We start from the raw sequence: 18,661 nt of genomic DNA, 5'->3' as shown, positions 1-18,661 counted from the left end.
GACGCTTCAGGGAGTTCTGATGGATTTCACTACATCTATTGACTGTCCTTGTAGTGGTTACTACGTTTCCACCACCCGGCGGGGCCGGTTCCCGGTGGAGCCCGCCCGTCCCCCACCGAGCCGGTAGACAGCGCCCTCACTCGCCCCAGGAAGTTCTCATGTCCGAGCAACTCCTCTTCATCGACCTGACGAGTGCCGATCCCCGGGAGCGCGGCCGGCAGTACGGCTCCGCCGCACGCGAACTGATAGCACGCTCCGTCGACTTCTACGCGGAACTGTTCCAGCGCACCGCGCGACTGCGATGGGAGGAGGCCACCGCCCGGGCCCGTGCCTGGGTACCCCTCGTCGACGACTACCTGCCCGGCATCCTCGACGAGATCCGCGGCATCGCCGAGGGCGCCGAACGGGACTTCGAGGAGATCCTCGCCCTCAACGCCCGGTTCGAACTCAGCCAGTCCAACCCCTTCGACGACAAGGCCGACGAGGGCTGCACGTCCTTCGCGCTGCTGGCCCAGGCCAACGGGCTCGGCCATGTGCTGTGCGGTCAGAACTGGGACTGGCGCGAGCGGGTCGCCGACACCGTCGTCGTGCTGCGCGTCCAGCAGCCCGGCCGGCCGACGTTCATCTGCCAGACCGAGGCCGGCCAGGTCGGCCGACACGGCGCCAACTCCGCCGGCCTCGCCCTCAACGCCAACGGCCTGGGCGGTGGCTTCGAGACCGGGCTCAGCGTGCCCGGTACCTTCGTCCGCCGCAAGATCCTGGAGTCATGGGACGTGTACGACGCGCTGCGGGCCGCGTTCCAGGTCACCCAGTCCGCCCCCAGCAACCTCCTCATCACCCACCGCGACGGCTTCGCGATCGACCTGGAGACCACGCCGGGCCGGCACGGCTGGATGTACCCCACCGACGGACTCCTGGTCCACGGCAACCACTTCCAGGCCTTCGTCCCGCCCCAGATCGAGGGGACGTACCGGCCCTTCTCCGTCGACTCCCTCTTCCGCGTCCCCCGCGTCACCGACGGCCTGCGCGCCGCCCGGACCATCACCTCCGGCTCCGCGCTGCGGGCCCACGTGCGTGAAGTGATGAGCGACCACTTCGCACATCCCAACGGGGTGTGTCAGCATGCCGATCCACGTCGCCACGAGGCCGACCGCTACCAGTCGGTGGTCTCCAGCCTGGTGGACCTCAGCACCGGCGAGTACCTGCTGACCGCGGGACCGCCGTGCGAGAACGCGTACGTGCAGGCGCCCTGGAACCTGTACGACGGCCCCGCGGCACCCACCCGCCCGGCGTGGGGCGACTCGTCATCCCCCGCTCCGCACGCAGCCGCCCACACGGGCTGACCGCCCGGCGACCGGCACCCGCATCCCCTCGTCCCCGTCCCTCACCCCTGGAGCCTCGATGCCCCGCGCCCTCAGCCCGCGTCCGCCGAGACGGTCCACCGGCCTCCTCGGCGCCGCCGTCCTCTCCCTCGCCGTGTTCACCGCAGGCTGCGGCGGCACCGCCGGGTCCGTCGCCAAGGACGACGGCAGCGCCGGTGGCGGCAAGCAGGCCGCCCGTCCCGAGGCCCGGCCGAACAGCGCCAGCTGCGGCAAGGACTCCCGCACCATCAAGCACGACCTGGGCACCACCACGGTGACCGGCAAACCCAAGCGCGTCGTCGCCCTCGAATTCTCCTTCGTGGACGCGCTGGTGAACGCCGGCGTCAAGCCCGTGGGCATAGCCGACGACGGAAAGCCCGAGCGCATCCTCAAGCCGCTGCGCGACGCCGTCGGCCACTACACCTCGGTAGGCCTGCGGCAGTCCCCGAACCTCCAGGTCATCAAGTCCCTCAAACCCGACCTCATCATCGCCGACAGCCAGCGCGACGCCGCGGTCTACGCACAGCTGCGGAAGATCGCGCCCACGGTCGCCCTGGCCAGCAACGCCGCCGACTACGACCGTGTGATGAACAGCGAGGTGGTGGTCGGCGAGGCGGTGGACGAGTGCGACCGGATGACGGCAGCCCTCGCCGAGCACCGCAAGACCATGGCCGCCCTCAAGGCCCGGGTTCCCAGCGGTGACAAGCGCAGGATCGTCTTCGCCATCACCTACGACAAGGGTGTCAGCGCCCAGACCCAGCGGGCCTTCGCCCCCACCGTGCTGCGCGGCCTGGGACTGACGACCGTGCCCTCCACCGACGGACAGGACGCCACCCTGAGCATGACCCTGGAGTCCATGGTCACCACCGCTCCCGACGTCCTGTTCATGGCCCGCAACACCCCCAGGACCCTCAGCGACCAGTGGCAGTCCAGCGAGTTGTGGAAGCGCATCCCGGCCGTGAAGAACAAGGCCACCTACGTGGTCGACGGCAGCGTCTGGTCCAAGGGCCGGGGCACCCTCGCCGCCGAGACGATCGCCCGTGAGGCGATCGAGAAGCTCTTCCCCGCCTCATGAGCGCCCCGGCAGCCGCAGTGAAGTCGCCCCTGGCCGGTCCGGCCGGCCGGGGGCGGGACCCACGGGTCGTCCTCGTGGCCGTCGCGGTCGCCGGCGTGGGCCTGCTGGCCGTCGGCATGCTGTGGGCCCTCTCCCTCGGCAGTGAACGGATCGGCTGGTCCTCGGTCGCGCACGCGTGGTTCTCGGCGGACTCCCCGGCCGAGCAGATCGTACGGACCATCCGGATGCCGAGGGTGCTGCTCGCGGCCCTGGTCGGCGCCAACCTCGCCGTCTCCGGCGCGGTGATGCAGGCGATCACGGCCAACCCGATCGCGTCACCCGACATCATGGGCGTCAACGCCGGCGCCGCCGTGGTCGTCGTGGCGGCCATCACCGTCGTGCCGTCGATGGCCGGCGCCCCCTCCATCCTCCTCGCCTTCGGCGGCGCGGCGGCGGCGGGCATCACGGTGATGGTCCTGGCGGGCATGGGGACGGGCAAGGTCAGCCCGGTCCGGCTCGCCCTGGCCGGAGTGACCGCCAGCAGTCTGCTCGTCTCCCTCACCCAGGTACTGGTCATCTTCCACGAGAACGACACGCAGTCCGTGCTGTTCTGGCTCGTCGGCGGCGTCAACTTCGCCCAGTGGCACGACCTCACCACCGCCCTGCCCTGGACGGCCGCCGGGCTGCTGGTCGCCATGGCGCTGGCCAAGTCGCTCAACATCCTCGCCCTGGGCGAGGACATGGCCCGCGGCCTGGGCCAGCACGTGGAACGCACCCGGGCGCTGGGCGCCGCCGTGGTCATCGTGCTGTGCGGCGCCTCGGTCGCCGTGGCCGGCCCCATCGCCTTCATCGGGCTGATCGCACCGCACATCACACGCAGACTCGTCGGCTCCAACCACCTGCGGGTCCTGCCCGTGGCGATGCTGGTCGGAGCCGTCCTCACCGTCTACGCCGACATCGGCTCCCGCTACGTGAACCCACCCTTCGAGGTACCCACCGGCGTGGTGACGGCTCTCGTCGGGGCACCGATCTTCATCTATCTCGCCCGACGGCAGAAAGTCACGCGATGACCGTCAACGTAGCCGTGGGACGACCCGTGCGCCGCACCGTCGTCGCGGCCCGCAGACCCTGGATCCTGGTCGGCTCGCTCCTGGTGCTGGCCCTTGCCGGCAGCTTCGTCAGCCTCACGATCGGGGCCACGCCGATCCCGTTCGCCGACGTCCTCACCGCACTGGCCGGGCGGCGCAGCAGCGACGCCGCCGAGGTCGTCCTCGACTTCCAGCTGCCGCGGGTGCTGCTGTGCTGGGTGGTCGGCATCGGCCTTGCCGTGTCCGGCGGGGTGATGCAGGGAGTGATCCGCAACCCGCTGGCCGCGCCCGACATCGTGGGCGTCACCAAGGGCGCCGGCTTCGCGGGCATGCTGCTCGTGCTGACCCTGCCGACCGCGTCCGTCGCCCTGGTGCCGCCCGCGGCCTTCGCCGGGGGACTGGTCGGAGCCGGACTGGTGTACGTCTTCGCCTACCGGCGCGGGGTCTCCCCGGTCCGGCTCGCGCTGGTGGGCATCGCCGTCAGCGCCACCTTCGAGGCGGGCATCCGGTACCTGCTGGTCAAGTACCCGCTGGACGTCAACGCGTCCCTGATCTGGCTCACCGGCAGCCTCTTCGGACGGTCGATGGAGACCGTGTGGATGGCGCTGCCGTGGATCGCCGTGCTCGTACCGGTGGTGCTGATGCTGGCGCGACGGCTGGATGTGCTGGGACTCGGCGACGACCTGGCGACAGGGCTCGGCGAACCCGTCGAGCGCACCCGCCGCCACCTGCTGCTGCTCGCCGTGGCCCTCGCCAGCGTATGCGTCGCCGTCGCCGGGACCATCGCGTTCGTCGGTCTGATCGCACCTCACATCGCCCGCCGCCTGGTCGGAGGCCGGCACCTGGTGCTGCTGTCGGCGGCGGCCATGACCGGCGTGCTCCTGATGCTGCTCGCGGACACCGTGGGCCGCGGCATCGCCCCGCCCCTGGAGATACCCGCGGGCGTGGTCACCGCCGTCATCGGCGGACCGTACTTCCTCTATCTGCTGGTCAAGCTGGGCAAGTAGGAGCGACCGATGAGACTGCAGGCGCACAACGTCCAACTCGCCTACGACACCCGCGTGATCGCCGAGGATCTCTGCCTGGCCGTTCCGGACGGCAAGGTGAGCGTCCTGATCGGGCCCAACGGCTGCGGCAAGAGCACGGCGCTGCGGGCACTCGCCCGGCTGCTGCCGCCGCGCGCCGGCCAGGTGGTGCTGGACGGCAAGTCCATTCAGAAGACCCCGACCCGCGAGGTGGCCCGGCTGCTGGCCATCCTGCCCCAGGTGCTCACCGCGCCCGAGGGCATCACCATCGAGGACCTGGTGGCGTTCGGACGTCATCCGCACCGCTCGTCGCTCAAGGTCCCCTCGGAGGCCGACCGTGAGGCCGTCGAGTGGGCCATGGAGGTCACCGGGGTCGCCGACATGCGGCACGCCCATGTGGACCAGCTCTCCGGCGGCCAGCGGCAGCGGGTGTGGATCGCCCTGTGCCTGGCCCAGGAGACCGGCATCATCCTGCTGGACGAACCCACCACCTACCTCGACGTCGCCTACCAGCTCGAGGTGCTGGACCTGCTCGCGGACCTCAACCGGGACCACGGCACGACGATCGCGATGGTCCTGCACGACTTCAACATGGCCGCGGAGTACGCCGACCACATCTTCGTGATGCACTCCGGCGCGCTCGTCGCCGAGGGCACCCCCGTGGACGTCCTCACCCCCGAACTCATCCAGCGGGTCTTCGGGGTGGAGTCACGGGTCGTCGACCACCCCGTCAGCGGCAAGCCGCTGTGCATCCCCGTGCGCCAGGACCGGACCACCCGCCCCGCACCGGGCCGGCGCGGCACCCGCGCGATGGCGGCCGGCACCGCCTGAGCGTCCGCCGCACACCGGTACCCGCGCGCTACGACATGCCGGTGGCGCCTCCTCCACGGGGGCCGCACGCGCCGCTCCCGCGGTTCCCCCTGCCCTCTTCCGCCTCCGCCCTTGCTCTCGCACGCCCGCGCACCACGAGAACGGAATCCCCGCATATGTCATTGACCGTCGACAGCCGCCTGCCCGAACTGCACCACGCCCACCGGGACGTGACGGGCGGCTGGCTGCGCCCCGCCACCTTCGGCGTGATGGACGGCCTCGTCTCCAACTTCTCCCTCGTCGCCGGCGTCGTCGGCGGCGGCGCCCCGGCCCACACCGTGATCCTCACGGGCCTGGCCGGACTGGTCGCGGGCGCCTGCTCCATGGCCACCGGCGAGTACACCTCCGTCTCCTCCCAGCGTGACCTGGCCCATGACGAGATAGCGACCGAACGACGCGAACTCGAGACCAATCCCGAAGAGGAGCTGCGCGAACTGACCCTGATCTACGAGGACAAGGGACTGCGTCCGGAACTGGCCGCCGAGGTCGCGCGCGAGATCACCGCCCAGCCCGAGGTGGCCTGGCGCGTGCACGTGCGCGAGGAACTCGGCATCGACCCCGACGACCTGCCCTCGCCCTGGACGGCGGCCGCCTCGTCGTTCGCGGCCTTCGCGGTCGGCGCCCTCGTGCCGCTGCTGCCGTTCTTCCTCGGCGCCGTCGGTATTCTCCCGGCGCTCGTCGTCAGTGCCCTGGCACTCGTCGTGACCGGCGGCGGCATAGCCCGGCTGACGGCACGTCCGATGTGGTTCGGCGGGCGCCGGCAGCTGCTGCTCGGCGGCCTGTCCGCGGCGGTGACCTACGGCGTCGGTCTGCTGGTCGGGACGAGCGTCTCATGACCGGGCCGATCGCTCACGGCAGTGGCGGTGTGACCGGGGCGGCGCCTGCCCTGCGTACCGTCGCCCTGGTCAAGCAGGTACCGCGCGAGGGCGGTTCGGGAGATCTCGGCCCCGACGGCCGGCTGCGGCGCACCGCCGGGGACGCGGAGATGAACCCCTGGTGCCGGCGCGCCGTGGCCCAGGCCGTCCGGCTCGCCGCCGGACCGGGCGGCCACAGCTCCGTCGTCACCATGGGGCCCTCCCGCGCCGTGCACGTCCTGCGCGAGGCCCTCGCCTGCGGCGCCGACGAGGCGCTGCACCTGACGGATCCCGCCTGGGCCGGCGCCGACTGCCTGGTGACGGCCCGGGTGCTGGCCGCCGCCGTCGACGCCCACACCGGCGCCGATGTGATCCTCGTAGGACGCAGTTCCGTCGACGGCAACACCGCCGCCGTCGGACCCATGGTGGCCGAGCTGCTCGGACTGCCCTTCGTCGGGGCGGCCCTGGAGATCGACGTGGCCGAGGAGGACGGCGTCCGCGTGCTGCGCACCACGCTGCAGTCCGACGAAGGGCTGCGCGGCGTGCAGGTGGCCCTGCCCGCCGTGGTCGCCGTCGCCGAGCGCTCGTGCCAGCCGGCCAAGGCAGCCGCCGACACCTGGCCCGGCACCGACCGCGTCCGCACCCTGACCAGAGCCGACCTCGGGCACGCCGGCCCCGTGCGCAGCCCCACCCGGGTGACCGGGTCGCGCCGGCAGGCGCGGTCGCGCACACCGGTGCTGTTGTCCGGCACCCTCGAGGAGCAGGTGGAGCGCGCGCTCGACCTGTGGCGGTCCCGGACGGGCCCGTCCGCCGCGGACGCCCGTCCCTCCCCGGCCGTGCCACCGCGCCGCCACGTCGGTGCGTCCTGCCGGGTCCTGGCCCTGACCGGGCCCGCGGAGACCGCCGAACCACGGGCCCTGCTCGGCGAGGCCGCCGCCATCGCCGCACACCTCGGCGCCCAGGTGACCGCCGTCGTCCAGCCGGGCACGGACACCGGCGCGTTCGCGTCGTGGGGTGCCGACGAACTCCTGGTGCTCAACGGGGACGCGGCACGGCCGGTGGCGGCCGTGCTGCACGACTGGATCACCGCCCATGGCCGGCCACTGGCCCTGCTGGGCGCAGCACGCTCGTGGGAACGCGAGGTGCTCGGCCGGCTCGCCGCACGCCTCGACAGCGGCCTGATGTCCGACCTCGTCGCCGTGGAACCCCGAACCGACGGCACCGGCGCTCCCCGCCTGGTCGGCACCAAGCCGTCCGGCCAGGCCACCCTCGCGGAGATCGACAGTCTCGGACCCGTCCAGATCGCGACGCTGCGCACCGGCAGCCTGCCCCTGCGGACCCCGCGGGCCGTCACCGGAGCGCTGCCCGCGCGGCAGGTCGACGTGCCGCCGGACCCGGCCCTGCAGGCGGGTCCGCTCAAACCGGACGGGGACTACGACGCCCTGGAACGGGCCCGGGCGGTCATCGGCGTGGGCCAGGGGGTGGATCCGCAGCGGTACGCGGAGCTGGAACCGTTGCGGCTGCTGCTGGGTGCGGAGCTGGCCGCCACGCGCAAGGTCACCGACACCGGCCGGCTGCCCCACTCGCGGCAGCTGGGGATCACGGCGCGCGCCATCGCCCCCGAGCTGTACCTGGCGCTGGGCGTCTCCGGCAGCACCCGGCACATGAGCGGTGTGGAGCGCGCGACGACCGTGCTGGCGGTGAACCACGACGCCACCGCGCCGGTCTTCGCGCAGTGCGACATCGGCATCGTCGCCGACTGGGCGGCCGCCGTACGCGCCCTGTGCGCGGCTCTGTACAAGCGTGGGGCGGCGACCGGCGAGCGACCCGCCGAGCCGGGAGACTAGCCTTGCGGCATGGCAACCGACATCCGCACCGAGCCGACCGCCACCGATCCGACGCGGGGCCCCTGGCTGCTGTTGATCTACCGCGTCCCCAACGAGTCGTCGGGGGCGCGCGTCGCGGTGTGGCGGCAGCTGAAGCGGCTGGGCGGTTTCTACGTGCAGCAGGCGGTGTGCGTCCTGCCCGACCGCGGGGACCTGAGGGAGAAGCTGACCCGGGTCCGCGAACGCATCGACGAGCTGGGGGGCTCCAGCGTCTTCCTGACCCTCACCGATGTGGAGGAGGACGCCCGCGTCCAGTTCGTCGAGGGACTGCGCGCCCAGTCGGCGAAGGAGTACGCGGAGATCGTCGAGGAGTGCGAGACGAAGTTCTTCAAGGAGATCGAGTTCGAGCGCTTCCGCGGCAACTACACGTTCGAGGAGGCGGAGGAGATCCGCCAGGACCTCGAGAAACTCAAGCGCTGGCTGGGCAAGGTCGAGTCCCGGGACTGGATGGACGCCGACGGCAAGGAGCTGGCCCGGCAGAAGGTCGCCGAGTGCGAGCGCATGCTGGAGGCGTTCGAGGCGGACGTCTATGAGAGGACCGTCAGCGACGTGGGATGATCCGCCGCCCGGCGAGGGCGGCGGATCACGCGCGGCGCCGTCCGCCCCTGCGGCCGCCCGTGTGGGCCCTGGCCGCCACGTGTGCGTCGAGCAGTTCCCTGAGCTGGTTGCGCTTGTCGAACGTCTCCATCGCGCGCTGCTCGTCGCGTGCCGCCACGGCCAGCGTGAGCGCCTCCAGCACGATGAGGAACATGCTCTGCCCGCCGTACATCTCCGGGCGGCCCGTGGGGGCGGACAGCACGGCGTCGGTCCGCTCCTGCAGCGCTTCGCGCAGCGTGTCGGTCAGCAGGACGATCCGCGCCCCCGTGTCCGCGGCGTGCTGGAGGGTCACCTCCAGCTCGGGCCGGATGCGGTTCTGCGCGATGACGAGGACCACGTCGTCGGGGCCGAGCGGCAGCAGCCGGTCCACCAGCTGGAACCCGGTCTCCGAGGCCGGCCGCGCCCGGTAGCCGAGCCGGTTGAGACGGGTCACCGTGTACTCGACCAGGCTCGCGTCCCCGCCCAGGCCCCACACCAGGGTCTCGTGGGCGCCGGCGACCAGTTCCACCGCGGTGCGGAAGGCCGTCGGGTCCAGCGTGCGCCCCAGTTCGTTGAGCAGCTCCGCCCGTTCGGCGAGCAGGCTGCCCACGACGCCCTCGGGACCCTCGCTGAAGTTGCTGATCGTGTTGTGCAGCAGGTGGGTGGGCGTCAGGAGCGTGCCGAGATGCTCCTGCAGAGTGCGCTTGAGCCCTGGAAGGCCTTCGAAACCAAGGGACTTGGCGGTGCGGACGACGCTCGCGTCACTGGTGCCGGTGGCCGTGGCGATCTCCTCGGCGGAGGAGAACGCCGCCTGCTGGGGATGTTCGCACAGGTAGGTGGCGACCTTGCGCTCGGTGGGCGTGAGCGAGTCGTAACGTGCGGTCACCCGCTCCTGAAGGGTGGGGAGTTTGCGGGCAGCGGCGGTCACGGCTCTCCTCGGCTCGCCGGCGGGCGGTGTGTAGCGGATACTACGCGCCGGGAGCGGTTCACGACAAAGAGCCGACGGCCGGCCCGGGAGTGCGCTCCCGGCCCGGCCGCCGACCCGCGTCGCAGGGGTCACGACGATCCGGGCCGTACGTCGATGATCAGGCTGACGGTGAAGGCGGCCATCAGCAGGACGCCCCCGAGCACGGTCAGTCCGGCGTCTGCGAAAAGGCCGATGGACAGGGCCCCCAGCAGCAGCGCCAGGGCCAGCACCACGGCGACCGCGATCTTCCAGTCGTCGCCGACGACGAAGTCGTACCAGAACCGTCCGAAAGACTTCAGCAGGCTCATCACACGTTCTCCTCGATCGGTCCGGCGGCGGCCGGCGTGCTGGTGCGGGACGTGCGCAGGGCGGCCACGAGGCCTCGGCTCAGCAGGAACCACGCGGCCAGCAGGACGAGGAGGGCCAGATCGCCGCCCGGCCACTCCAGGCTCTCCCGGCCGGCCCGGAAGATGCCGGTCCCCTCCACGACCCAGTAGGTGCCGAAGGACGCGAGCAGTAGCCCGACGCCGTACTTGAGCAGGTTCTCGTCGATCATCGACAGCGGGCGGCGCACGGCGAACGCGATGCCGAGCACGACGACCACGGCGGCCAGGGCACCCACGCTGGCCGCGGGCACGTTGTCCGCGTTCAGCCCGAAGGTGATGACGATGAAGACGACCTCCATGCCCTCGAGGAACACGCCCTTGAAGGACACCATGAAGGAGAACATGTCGAGCCGGCCGGTGTGCTGCCCGGCGGCCTTGGCCGCTTCCACCTCCTCGCGGTAGATGGCGTCCTCGTCGTGGATGGCCTTGCGGCCCGACGAGCGCAGGATCGCCTTCCTCAGCCACTGCATGCCGAATATCAACAGCAGGCCGCCGATGACCAACTGCAGTGCCGCTTCGGGGAACCAGCGCTCGAGTGCGTAGCCGGCGATCGAGGTGACCACGGCGAGCAGGGCCAGGGCGGCGGCCACTCCGGTGAGTGCCGAACGCCAGCTGCGGGTGTAGCCCATCGCCATGACGATCGTCGTCGCTTCGACCATCTCCACGAAGCAGGCGACGAAGGTCGCGGCGATGAGTCCCCAGGTTGCCGCATCCACGGCGGCTCCTCTCTCGGGTGTGTACGAAACAGATGTTGCATAGCTACGCTAGTTTCGTGAAACAGATGTTGTCAATCATTGGGGAGGGTCCCCGAACGGGCCGACACCCCGTCAAGAACGGAAGGAAGTTGCACGGATGGACAACCTCGAGGGCGGACGGAACCGCTTCGGCACCGCGGACGTGCTCACCGTCGGCGGCGAGAGGCACGCGATGCACCGGATCTCCGACATCGCGCCGCCTGACTGGCCGTACACGATCAAGATCCTGTTGGAGAACCTGCTGCGCCACGAGGACCGCGGGGCGGTGACGCCTGATCAGGTCCGGTCACTGCTCGCCTGGGGCTCCCTGGACTCCTTCGCGCGAGCCGTCGACATCCATCCGGCGCGCGCCTTCCTGCACGACACCAACGGCGTGCCGGCCCTCGCGGACCTCGCCGCGCTGCGCACCGCAGTCGCCGAGCGCGGCGGCGATCCCACACGCGTCAACCCGGTCGTACCCGTCGAGCTGACGGTCGACCACTCGGTCGTCGCCGACGTGACGGCGCGGCCGGACGCGGCCGAGCGGAACGCGGCACTGGAGTACGAGCGCAACGCGGAGCGCTTCCGGTTCCTGAAGTGGGGCCGCGGCGCGCTGCGCGACGTCGTGGTGGTACCGCCGGGCACAGGCATCATGCACCAGATCAATCTCGAACACCTGGCGCGCGTGGTCATGGCCCGCGACGGCTGGGCCTTCCCCGACCTCTGCCTCGGCACCGACTCGCACACCACGATGGTCGGCGGCCTGGGCACGCTGGGCTGGGGCGTCGGCGGCATCGAGGCCGAGGCCGCCATGCTCGGCCAGCCCCTGTCCATGCTGATACCGCCTGTGGTGGGCGTACGGCTCGACGACGAACTGCCCGAGGGCGCCACCGCCACGGACCTGGTCCTGACCCTGACCGAACTCCTGCGTCGGCACGGCGTGGTGGGCAAGTTCGTGGAGTTCCACGGCCACGGCGCGGCCCGGCTCTCCCTCGCCGACCGGGCCACCCTCGCCAACATGGCCCCGGAGTACGGCGCGACCTGCGGCTACTTCCCGATCGACGACGAGACCCTGCGTTATCTGCGGTTCACCGGCCGGACCTCCGGGCACGTGGCCCTCGTCGAGGCCTACGCGAAGGAACAGGGGCTGTGGCACCGGCCGGACGCGCCGCCGCGGTACACGGAGACCCTTCGGCTCGACCTCGCCACCGTCGTGCCGTCACTCGCCGGCCCGAGCCGCCCGCAGGACCGTGTGCCGCTGAAGCAGGTGCGTGCCGCGGTGCGCGACACGCTGCGCGAGCGGACGGGCGCCCGGCAACCGGGGAGCGCCACCCCGGCCGCGTCCCACGGCACGCCCGAACAGGTAACGGACGCCGCCGTCGTGATCGCCGCGATCACGTCCTGCACCAACACCGCCAACCCCTCGGTGATGGTCGGCGCGGGACTGCTCGCCCGCAACGCCGTCGTCCGCGGGCTGCGCAGCAAGCCGTGGGTGAAGACCAGCCTGTCGCTCGGTTCCCGCGTCGTCACGGACTATCTGGACGCAGCGGGGCTGACGCCGTACCTGGAGAAACTGGGCTTCCACCTGACCGGCTACGGCTGCATGACGTGCATCGGTGCCTCCGGCCCCCTGGCCGACGGGGTGGCGGAGACGGTGCGCGAGCAGGACCTCACCGTCGCCGCCGTGCTCTCCGGGAACCGCAACTTCGAGGGCCGCATCCATCCCGAGGCGCGCATGAACTTCCTCGCGTCACCGCCCCTCGTCGTGGCCTACGCCCTCACCGGAACGGTCGACACGGACCTGACCAGCGACTCCCTCGGCACCGGCCAGGACGGACGCCCGGTCCTGCTGAGGGACATCTGGCCGAGCGCGGACGAGATACGGGAGGTCATCACCTCCACCGTCAGGCCGGACATGTTCACCCGCGCCTACGCCGACGTGTTCACCGGCGATGCGCGCTGGGAGGCCCTCGACGCGCCGTCGGGCGAGCTCTTCGACTGGCCGGACGACTCCACCTACTTGCGGCGACCGCCGTTCCTGGACGCGGTGGGCGACGAACCCGGTCCGGTCGCGGACATCCGCGGCGCGCGGGTGCTGGCCAGCCTCGGCGACTCCGTGACCACCGACCACCTCTCGCCGGCCGGTGCCATACCGCCGCAGAGCGCGGCCGGGCGTCATCTCGTCGCGCGCGGCACACCGCCCGCCCGGCTCAACACCTACGCCTCACGGCGCGGCAACCACGAGGTGATGGTGCGCGGAGCTCTGGCCAACATCCGGCTGCGCAACCGGCTCGTCCCCGGTACCGAGGGCGGCTTCACCCGCGACTTCACCGCCGGCGGAGCGGTCACCACGATCCACGACGCGGCCGCCGCCTACCGCGCCGCCGGCATCCCGCACATCCTGCTGGCCGGCAAGGAGTACGGAACCGGATCGTCCCGCGACTGGGCTGCCAAGGGCCCTGCGCTGCTCGGGGTGCGAGCCGTCCTCGCCGAGTCCTTCGAGCGCATCCACCGCTCCAACCTGGTGGGGATGGGCATCCTGCCGCTCCAGTTCCTCCCGGGCGACAGCGTCACCGTGCTGGGACTCACCGGGGAGGAGGTGTACGACGTCATCGGCCTCGCGGCGGCGCTCGAGGACGGTGCCGACGGTGGCGCGCCCATCCGCACGGTGCGGGTGCGGGCCGACGGGCGGACCTTCCGGGCCGCCGTGCGCCTGGACACTCCCCGCGAGGTGACCCACTACCGTCACGGGGGCATCCTGCCCCACGTGCTGCGCGGGATCACCACGCGGACCGCTCACGACGGAGCATGAGCGGGGCCCGCCGAGCAGCCCGGCGAAACACGTGCCGACGCGGCACCCTCGGCCACCCGTCGACGCCCTCCGGTCCGGGCGCGGGCAGCAACGGGCCGATCGGCGACCCCGGTTCGGCCGACACGACCCACGACCGTGTCTGTCCGGGTCCTGTGGCTGCCGGCCTGTCCACGGGGCGGCGACATGCCCGGGGCCGCCGGTTGGCACCACGGCCGGCGCAGTCGGATGCCGTATGGACACCGTGCTCCGGCGGACACCGGGCACCGACGGCCGGGAGTACCCCGGTCGCATGCCCGCGGAAGGCCACAGTCGTGCGACCGATGCTCTCGTACCGCGTCCTCAGCAGACTGATCGCCCGTCAGCCGACGACAGCGGTCGCCCCCGGCTCTCGACCACCAGGGCGTTCCCCGGCGGCCGGGGGCCGGCCCGGATCGCCCACCACCCCGCACCCCGCCACGGCCATCGACGCGACCCCGGGCGCGGCCCTCAGGCGGCCGGTGACGCAGCATCCCACCACAGAAAGGCTGGACCGTCATGACGACCGGACCCATGAACGCCGACGCTCCCAGGCGCCGGACCCTCCTGCGGACGGCGGCCGTCGCCGCCGCCGTGCCCGCGGCGACGGCCCTGCAAGGCGGACCGTGGGCGAACTCCGCCCGCGCGGCCGAGTCGGACACGCTGCCGGACTTCGCGCCCGTGCCCGCCGCCTCGGCCGGCCCGGCGCCGAACGCGGACGGCTACTACGTCGGCCGGATCCAGGGCAACCTCTACTGGGTGACCGACACCTACTACCAGGCCATGTTCCTCACCACCGCGGAAGGCGTCGTGCTCGTCGACGCGCCACCCACGATCGGGCGCAACCTCCTGCGCGCCATCGAGGAAGTGACCAGGGCCAACGGCATGCCCGACAAGGTCACCCACCTCGTCTACTCGCACTCCCACGCCGACCACATCGGCGCCTCGGTCATCTTCGGCAAGGACGTGGTGCGCATCGGACACACCGAGACCCGCCGTCTGCTCCGCCTCGACCGCGACCCCAACCGGCCCCTCCCGACGGAGACGTTCGACGACCGCTACGTCCTGAAGGTGGGTGGTGAACGGCTGGAACTCGCCTACCACGGCCCCAACCACTCGCCCGACAACATCTTCATCCATGCCCCGGCACACGAGACCCTCATGGTCGTGGACGTGCTCTACCCGGGCTGGGTACCGTTCAAGAACCTCGCCGTCTCCCAGGACATCCCCGCCTGGGTCAAGGCCCACCAGGTGGCGATGGACTACCCCTGGCAGACGCTGGTCGGCGGCCACCTCGGGCGCCTCGGCCACCGTGCCGACGGCACTCTCCAGATGCGGTACATGGCCGACCTCGACGAAGCCGTCCGCGACGCCTCGGCGACGGTGGACCCCACCCCCTACTTCGAGAAGTACGGGCCGAGCGGCAACGCGTGGGCCATCTTCAAGACCTACCTCGACGCCGTCGCCCGCCAGGCGGCCGACCAGGTGACCGCCAAGTACACCGGCATCCTGGCCGCCGCCGACGTCTTCACCGTCGACAACGCCTACGCGCTGCTGGAATCCCAGAGGATCGACGGCGGCCTCCTCGGCCCCTTCGGCATCCGCCCGTAACCCGGCACCGAGCGCGGCGGCGCGCGCGGGCTCAGGGGGGGGGGGGGGGGGGGGGGGGGGGGGGGGGGGGGGGGGGGTGGGGGGGGGGGGGGGTGGGGGGGGGAGGGGGGGGAGGGGGGGGGGGGGGAGGGGGGGGGGGGGGGGGGGGGGGGGGGTGGGGGGGGGGGGTGGGGGGGGGGGGGGGGGGGCGGGGGGGGGGGGGGGGCCCCCCCCCCCCCCCCCCCCCCCCCCCCCCTGGTCCGGCCCGCGTCCCCGGACCGTCTGCAGACGCCCGGGACGCTCCATGGACTCGGGACAATAGATGGAACGGACGTCTATGCCAGCCCGCACCCAGGCCGTCGTGATGGCCTTCTCCCGCTCGTCGGTGCGCGGCAGACCGTTGCGCTCCATGTAGGGCGGCTTGTCCAGGATCCACACGTGCTGTGCGGGCGTGTTCACATACGGTGAGCCGAACGAGGAGGTCATCCGCTTCACCTTTCAGGCGAACCCCGTGGGACCGTCGGGCACCCGGGCACCGGGCACATTCAGCGTGTCCCCGGCACACCCATCCGCAACGCCCGGCGAGCCGTTGACCGTCACCGACCGCTGGAGCGGCGTGGCCAGCGACGGCCCGTCGACCGCCTACGTCGCCTACCCGAACGGTTCGGGAACGATCGTCGGCATCAACTGACACCACCTCGCCCGGCGCAGCGGAATCACGACTGCCGGGCGACGGAGCGCGCCCGCGTCACGGACGTCACCGACGCGGGCGCTCGGAGCCGGCTCTCTCTACGCCGTGTCCAACGGCCGCGTGAGCGACAACAACTCCTTCGGCAGCGGCAGCCGGAACGCAACGGTCCCGCTCCTGCGGACTCGCGGCAGCACGCCGAGGCGGGCTGAATAGGAAACACCTCTAAGCAAGATGACCGATGCCCCTCGGAACGAGGCCTGAAAGATTCGACGGAGCCGGCGCACAGGCAACGAAAGGAAAAGCCATGTCCCTCGTCTCCCGCAGATCCGTAGCCAAGGCGGCCGCTGCCGCAGGAGCCGCCGCACCGGTGGGCTGGGCACTGGGCGCCCAGGAGGCCCAGGCCGCCGGTGCGGGTGCCGCCGGGACCGCCCGGGTGGAGGAGTTCGGTTTCGGTATGCCGTGGGAATCCCTGTACGGCTACAGCCAGGCGGTACGGGCCGGTGACACGCTGTACGTCTCCGGACAGCTGTCCCACGACCAGGAGGGCAACTTCGTCGGCGTCGGTGACTTCGAGCTCCAGGTGAGGACGGCGCTGGGCAACCTGGATCTGGTGCTGCAGCACTTCGGGGCCGAGCGCGACCAGATCGTGGAGACGACGGTGCTGGTCAGGAACCTGCGGGACCACTTCGATGCCACCGCGCGCCTCCACGCGGAGTACTTCGGCCGGCACCGCCCCACCAGCACGGTGATGGGTGTCTCCGACCTCGCGCTGCCGGACCAGCTGGTCGAGATCGGCGCTGTCGCACGCCTCGACGTGAAGGCATAGCCGTCCCGGACGAGCCGGACTCGCCCCGGACACGAGGTCCGGCCGGGGCGCGGGTGGCGGCCCGTCAGGGAGGGGCGCGATGCCACCGAGGAGCCTCGATCAGGTCGGTGAACGTGGTCGTCCGGGGGCCTGACGGCCTGACGCCTCGAGGCCTACGCGGACTGGATCGAGAGGCACAAGGAGGAGCTGCGCGCGCTCAACGACTGACGTCGCCCGGCGGAACGGTACGGCCGGTGCGGTACGGCACCGGCTGACACATGCCGCTGCGGGCACCCATGTCGCGGGTGCCCGCAGCGGTGTGCGGTCACGGCAGCATGATGGTGCCGGACCGCTTGATCACCTGTTCGGCGCGCGCGGCCATGTCCTCGTCGATGGGCGGTGGTGTCTCGCCCGGACGCGCGGGCGTGCTGTGGTCCAGCATGAGCTGTTCCAGGCCGGGCGGCGTGTAGATGAACAGCAGCCTGGCGGCGTGCACGCCCTTGTTCTTGAAACCGTGCCGGATACCCTTCGGCACGTGGATGAAGTCGCCCGCCACGGCGGTGAAGGCGTGGTCGCCGTCGATGAACTCCAGCTCTCCGTCCAGCACGTAGAAGGTCTCGTCCTCCTTCGTGTGCGCGTGCGGGACCGGGCCGCCGCCTGCCGGAACGGTGGCCTCGATGAAGCCGATGTTCCCGTTGGTCTGCGCGCCGGTGGCCTTGACCGTGTAGACGTCGTCCGCGCCCCACACGGTCGGACCCTCGCCGGACGGGACGTAGAGCGCGCCGCGCCTGTTCCGCATCGGGTCGTCGGGTGCCACGTCGTTCAGCAGAAAGCTCATGGGTTGCTCCGATGCTCAGTGCGACGCCGGACGCTTCCGCGCCGGACCGACCGGGGGAGGGCGAGGCAGTCGCGGGCGGCCGGTGCGCAGCATCGAAACGCAAATTTCCTTGCCGTGTCAAATATGTTGCAAGGGGGAGGCCTGCCGGAGGCCACCCGGAATCATGCATAGCGGCGCGCCGACGAGGGCGTGGCCGGTGTCCCACCCGGCGTCTGGAAGGGCCGGGGCCTGGCCGCGGTCGGCCTCACGGCCGGTGGCGTGGCGACCGAGCGGCAGGCCGAACTGCTCCTGGGGGAAGGCCGGCACCCCGACGCCGACCGAATCGAGCACGAACTCCAACGGTCCGGAGAAGGCGCGGAGGGCGACCGTGCTGGGCAGGCCCCCTGGGGCACAAACCAGTCGCCGAAGACCGACATGGCCGAGCAGCGGACGCCATGTGCGGGAGGCGTCGAGGACCTCCAGGCGCCGGTCGGTGGCCAGGGCGATGTGACGGGACCAGCGGCATCCGGCCGGGTTCATTGCCCGCGTCCGCGACGATCCGCTCCGGCAGCCCTGGCTCGAACCACACCGCCGGTACGACGTCGAGGGGCGCGGTTGCGGCCCGCATCAGGTCGTCGGCGGCCAACGGCGCGAGGAACTGCACGGCGTCGCTGACGAGATCGGACGTGCCGGCGGTCGGATGTCACCTGGGGCGGCCGCGCCCAGTACGGCCCATCGTCCCGGCAACCGTGCGACCGGCGTCCGTGCCACGCTCGAACCCGGAGCAATGGGCACCCTCTGCTGCCCGTCGTCCGCCCGGCCGTGCGCCGCTCACGGCGGTGCCCGGCGCCGGTCGGCGTACCTTCCGCCTGGCAGAAGAGCGGCATAACTGTACATATCGGTATGCAAGCCGCCGTTTTTGTTTCGGCTCTTGACTTGTCGCGCTGTTGGAGCAGACGCTACCGATCAGCCATTTAAACCGGTTCAAACGTTGGGCCGGTTCCTTCCCGTTCCACCCGGCTTCAGCTGTGCGGCTCCGGTGACACACCCGCTGTTCCGCCGCGCGGTGCAAAGCCCGGACGGCCCTCGGAAGGCCCCTGGAACGGCTCCTGTCGAAAGGAAGCGGTACG

17 protein-coding genes are annotated in these 18,661 nt (G+C 71.7%); 12 read left to right on the top strand and 5 right to left on the bottom strand.

Annotated features, from left to right (window positions below; genetic code table 11):
- The first annotated feature begins 158 nt into the window (after positions 1-158).
- From ACZ4WH_RS37825 to ACZ4WH_RS37790, 8 genes are all read left to right on the top strand, one after another.
- Complete coding sequence (locus tag ACZ4WH_RS37825) at positions 159-1,343, top strand: C45 family autoproteolytic acyltransferase/hydolase (RefSeq protein WP_468189525.1); 1,185 nt, start codon at positions 159-161, stop codon at positions 1,341-1,343.
- 58 nt (positions 1,344-1,401) lie between these two features.
- Positions 1,402-2,436: an ABC transporter substrate-binding protein gene (locus ACZ4WH_RS37820; protein ID WP_468189523.1), complete on the top strand. Its 1,035-nt coding sequence runs from the start codon at positions 1,402-1,404 to the stop codon at positions 2,434-2,436.
- Positions 2,433-3,485, top strand: coding sequence for a FecCD family ABC transporter permease (locus ACZ4WH_RS37815; protein WP_468189522.1), 1,053 nt, complete (start codon positions 2,433-2,435; stop codon positions 3,483-3,485). Before ACZ4WH_RS37820 ends, ACZ4WH_RS37815 begins: the two co-directional genes overlap by 4 nt.
- Positions 3,482-4,510 (top strand): FecCD family ABC transporter permease, encoded by a 1,029-nt coding sequence (locus ACZ4WH_RS37810; protein ID WP_468189520.1) that lies wholly within the window; start codon positions 3,482-3,484, stop codon positions 4,508-4,510. Before ACZ4WH_RS37815 ends, ACZ4WH_RS37810 begins: the two co-directional genes overlap by 4 nt.
- A 9-nt stretch (positions 4,511-4,519) precedes the next feature.
- A complete protein-coding gene (locus tag ACZ4WH_RS37805) occupies positions 4,520-5,359 on the top strand; it encodes an ABC transporter ATP-binding protein (protein ID WP_359277161.1) in 840 nt (279 codons plus the stop codon).
- A gap of 155 nt (positions 5,360-5,514) precedes the next feature.
- The gene (locus ACZ4WH_RS37800; RefSeq protein WP_468189518.1) at positions 5,515-6,234 is read left to right on the top strand and encodes a VIT1/CCC1 transporter family protein; all 720 of its coding nucleotides are present in this window, start codon (positions 5,515-5,517) and stop codon (positions 6,232-6,234) included.
- Positions 6,231-8,099, top strand: coding sequence for an FAD-binding protein (locus ACZ4WH_RS37795; protein WP_468189516.1), 1,869 nt, complete (start codon positions 6,231-6,233; stop codon positions 8,097-8,099). The genes ACZ4WH_RS37800 and ACZ4WH_RS37795 overlap by 4 nt, the downstream gene beginning before the upstream one ends.
- Before the next feature lie 9 nt (positions 8,100-8,108).
- Complete coding sequence (locus ACZ4WH_RS37790; protein ID WP_468189514.1) at positions 8,109-8,696, top strand: Chromate resistance protein ChrB; 588 nt, start codon at positions 8,109-8,111, stop codon at positions 8,694-8,696.
- A gap of 25 nt (positions 8,697-8,721) precedes the next feature.
- Here ACZ4WH_RS37790 and ACZ4WH_RS37785 read toward each other — a convergent pair whose 3' ends face one another.
- The 3 genes from ACZ4WH_RS37785 to ACZ4WH_RS37775 all read right to left on the bottom strand — a co-directional run bounded on the left by ACZ4WH_RS37785 (position 8,722) and on the right by ACZ4WH_RS37775 (position 10,783).
- A complete protein-coding gene (locus tag ACZ4WH_RS37785) occupies positions 8,722-9,642 on the bottom strand; it encodes a MurR/RpiR family transcriptional regulator (RefSeq protein ID WP_468189512.1) in 921 nt (306 codons plus the stop codon).
- 128 nt (positions 9,643-9,770) lie between these two features.
- Entirely contained in the window at positions 9,771-9,989 is a 219-nt protein-coding gene (locus ACZ4WH_RS37780) for a hypothetical protein (protein ID WP_468189510.1), read from the bottom strand.
- Positions 9,989-10,783, bottom strand: a complete 795-nt coding sequence (locus ACZ4WH_RS37775) for a COG4280 domain-containing protein (protein ID WP_468189509.1) — start codon at positions 10,781-10,783, stop codon at positions 9,989-9,991. Before ACZ4WH_RS37775 ends, ACZ4WH_RS37780 begins: the two co-directional genes overlap by 1 nt.
- A gap of 136 nt (positions 10,784-10,919) precedes the next feature.
- Here ACZ4WH_RS37775 and acnA point away from each other — a divergent pair, with 136 nt between their 5' ends.
- The 4 genes from acnA (at position 10,920) to ACZ4WH_RS37755 (ending at position 16,735) form a co-directional block, all read left to right on the top strand.
- Complete coding sequence (acnA, locus tag ACZ4WH_RS37770; protein ID WP_468189507.1) at positions 10,920-13,613, top strand: aconitate hydratase AcnA; 2,694 nt, start codon at positions 10,920-10,922, stop codon at positions 13,611-13,613.
- A 534-nt stretch (positions 13,614-14,147) separates the two neighbouring features.
- Positions 14,148-15,239: an MBL fold metallo-hydrolase gene (locus ACZ4WH_RS37765; RefSeq protein WP_468189505.1), complete on the top strand. Its 1,092-nt coding sequence runs from the start codon at positions 14,148-14,150 to the stop codon at positions 15,237-15,239.
- Positions 15,240-15,669: 430 nt separating this feature from the next.
- The gene (locus ACZ4WH_RS37760; RefSeq protein WP_468189503.1) at positions 15,670-15,909 is read left to right on the top strand and encodes a hypothetical protein; all 240 of its coding nucleotides are present in this window, start codon (positions 15,670-15,672) and stop codon (positions 15,907-15,909) included.
- 304 nt (positions 15,910-16,213) lie between these two features.
- Positions 16,214-16,735, top strand: a complete 522-nt coding sequence (locus ACZ4WH_RS37755) for a RidA family protein (protein WP_468189501.1) — start codon at positions 16,214-16,216, stop codon at positions 16,733-16,735.
- Between the two features lie 304 nt (positions 16,736-17,039).
- Here ACZ4WH_RS37755 and ACZ4WH_RS37750 read toward each other — a convergent pair whose 3' ends face one another.
- The gene (locus ACZ4WH_RS37750) at positions 17,040-17,552 is read right to left on the bottom strand and encodes a cupin domain-containing protein (RefSeq protein WP_468189499.1); all 513 of its coding nucleotides are present in this window, start codon (positions 17,550-17,552) and stop codon (positions 17,040-17,042) included.
- Positions 17,553-17,669: 117 nt separating this feature from the next.
- Positions 17,670-18,071, bottom strand: a complete 402-nt coding sequence (locus ACZ4WH_RS37745) for a hypothetical protein (protein WP_468189497.1) — start codon at positions 18,069-18,071, stop codon at positions 17,670-17,672.
- Positions 18,072-18,661: the final 590 nt, after the last annotated feature.

The sequence above is a fragment of the Streptomyces sp. NPDC029138 genome (genome assembly GCF_055564375.1).
This window is presented reverse-complemented; position numbering and strand designations above follow the sequence as displayed.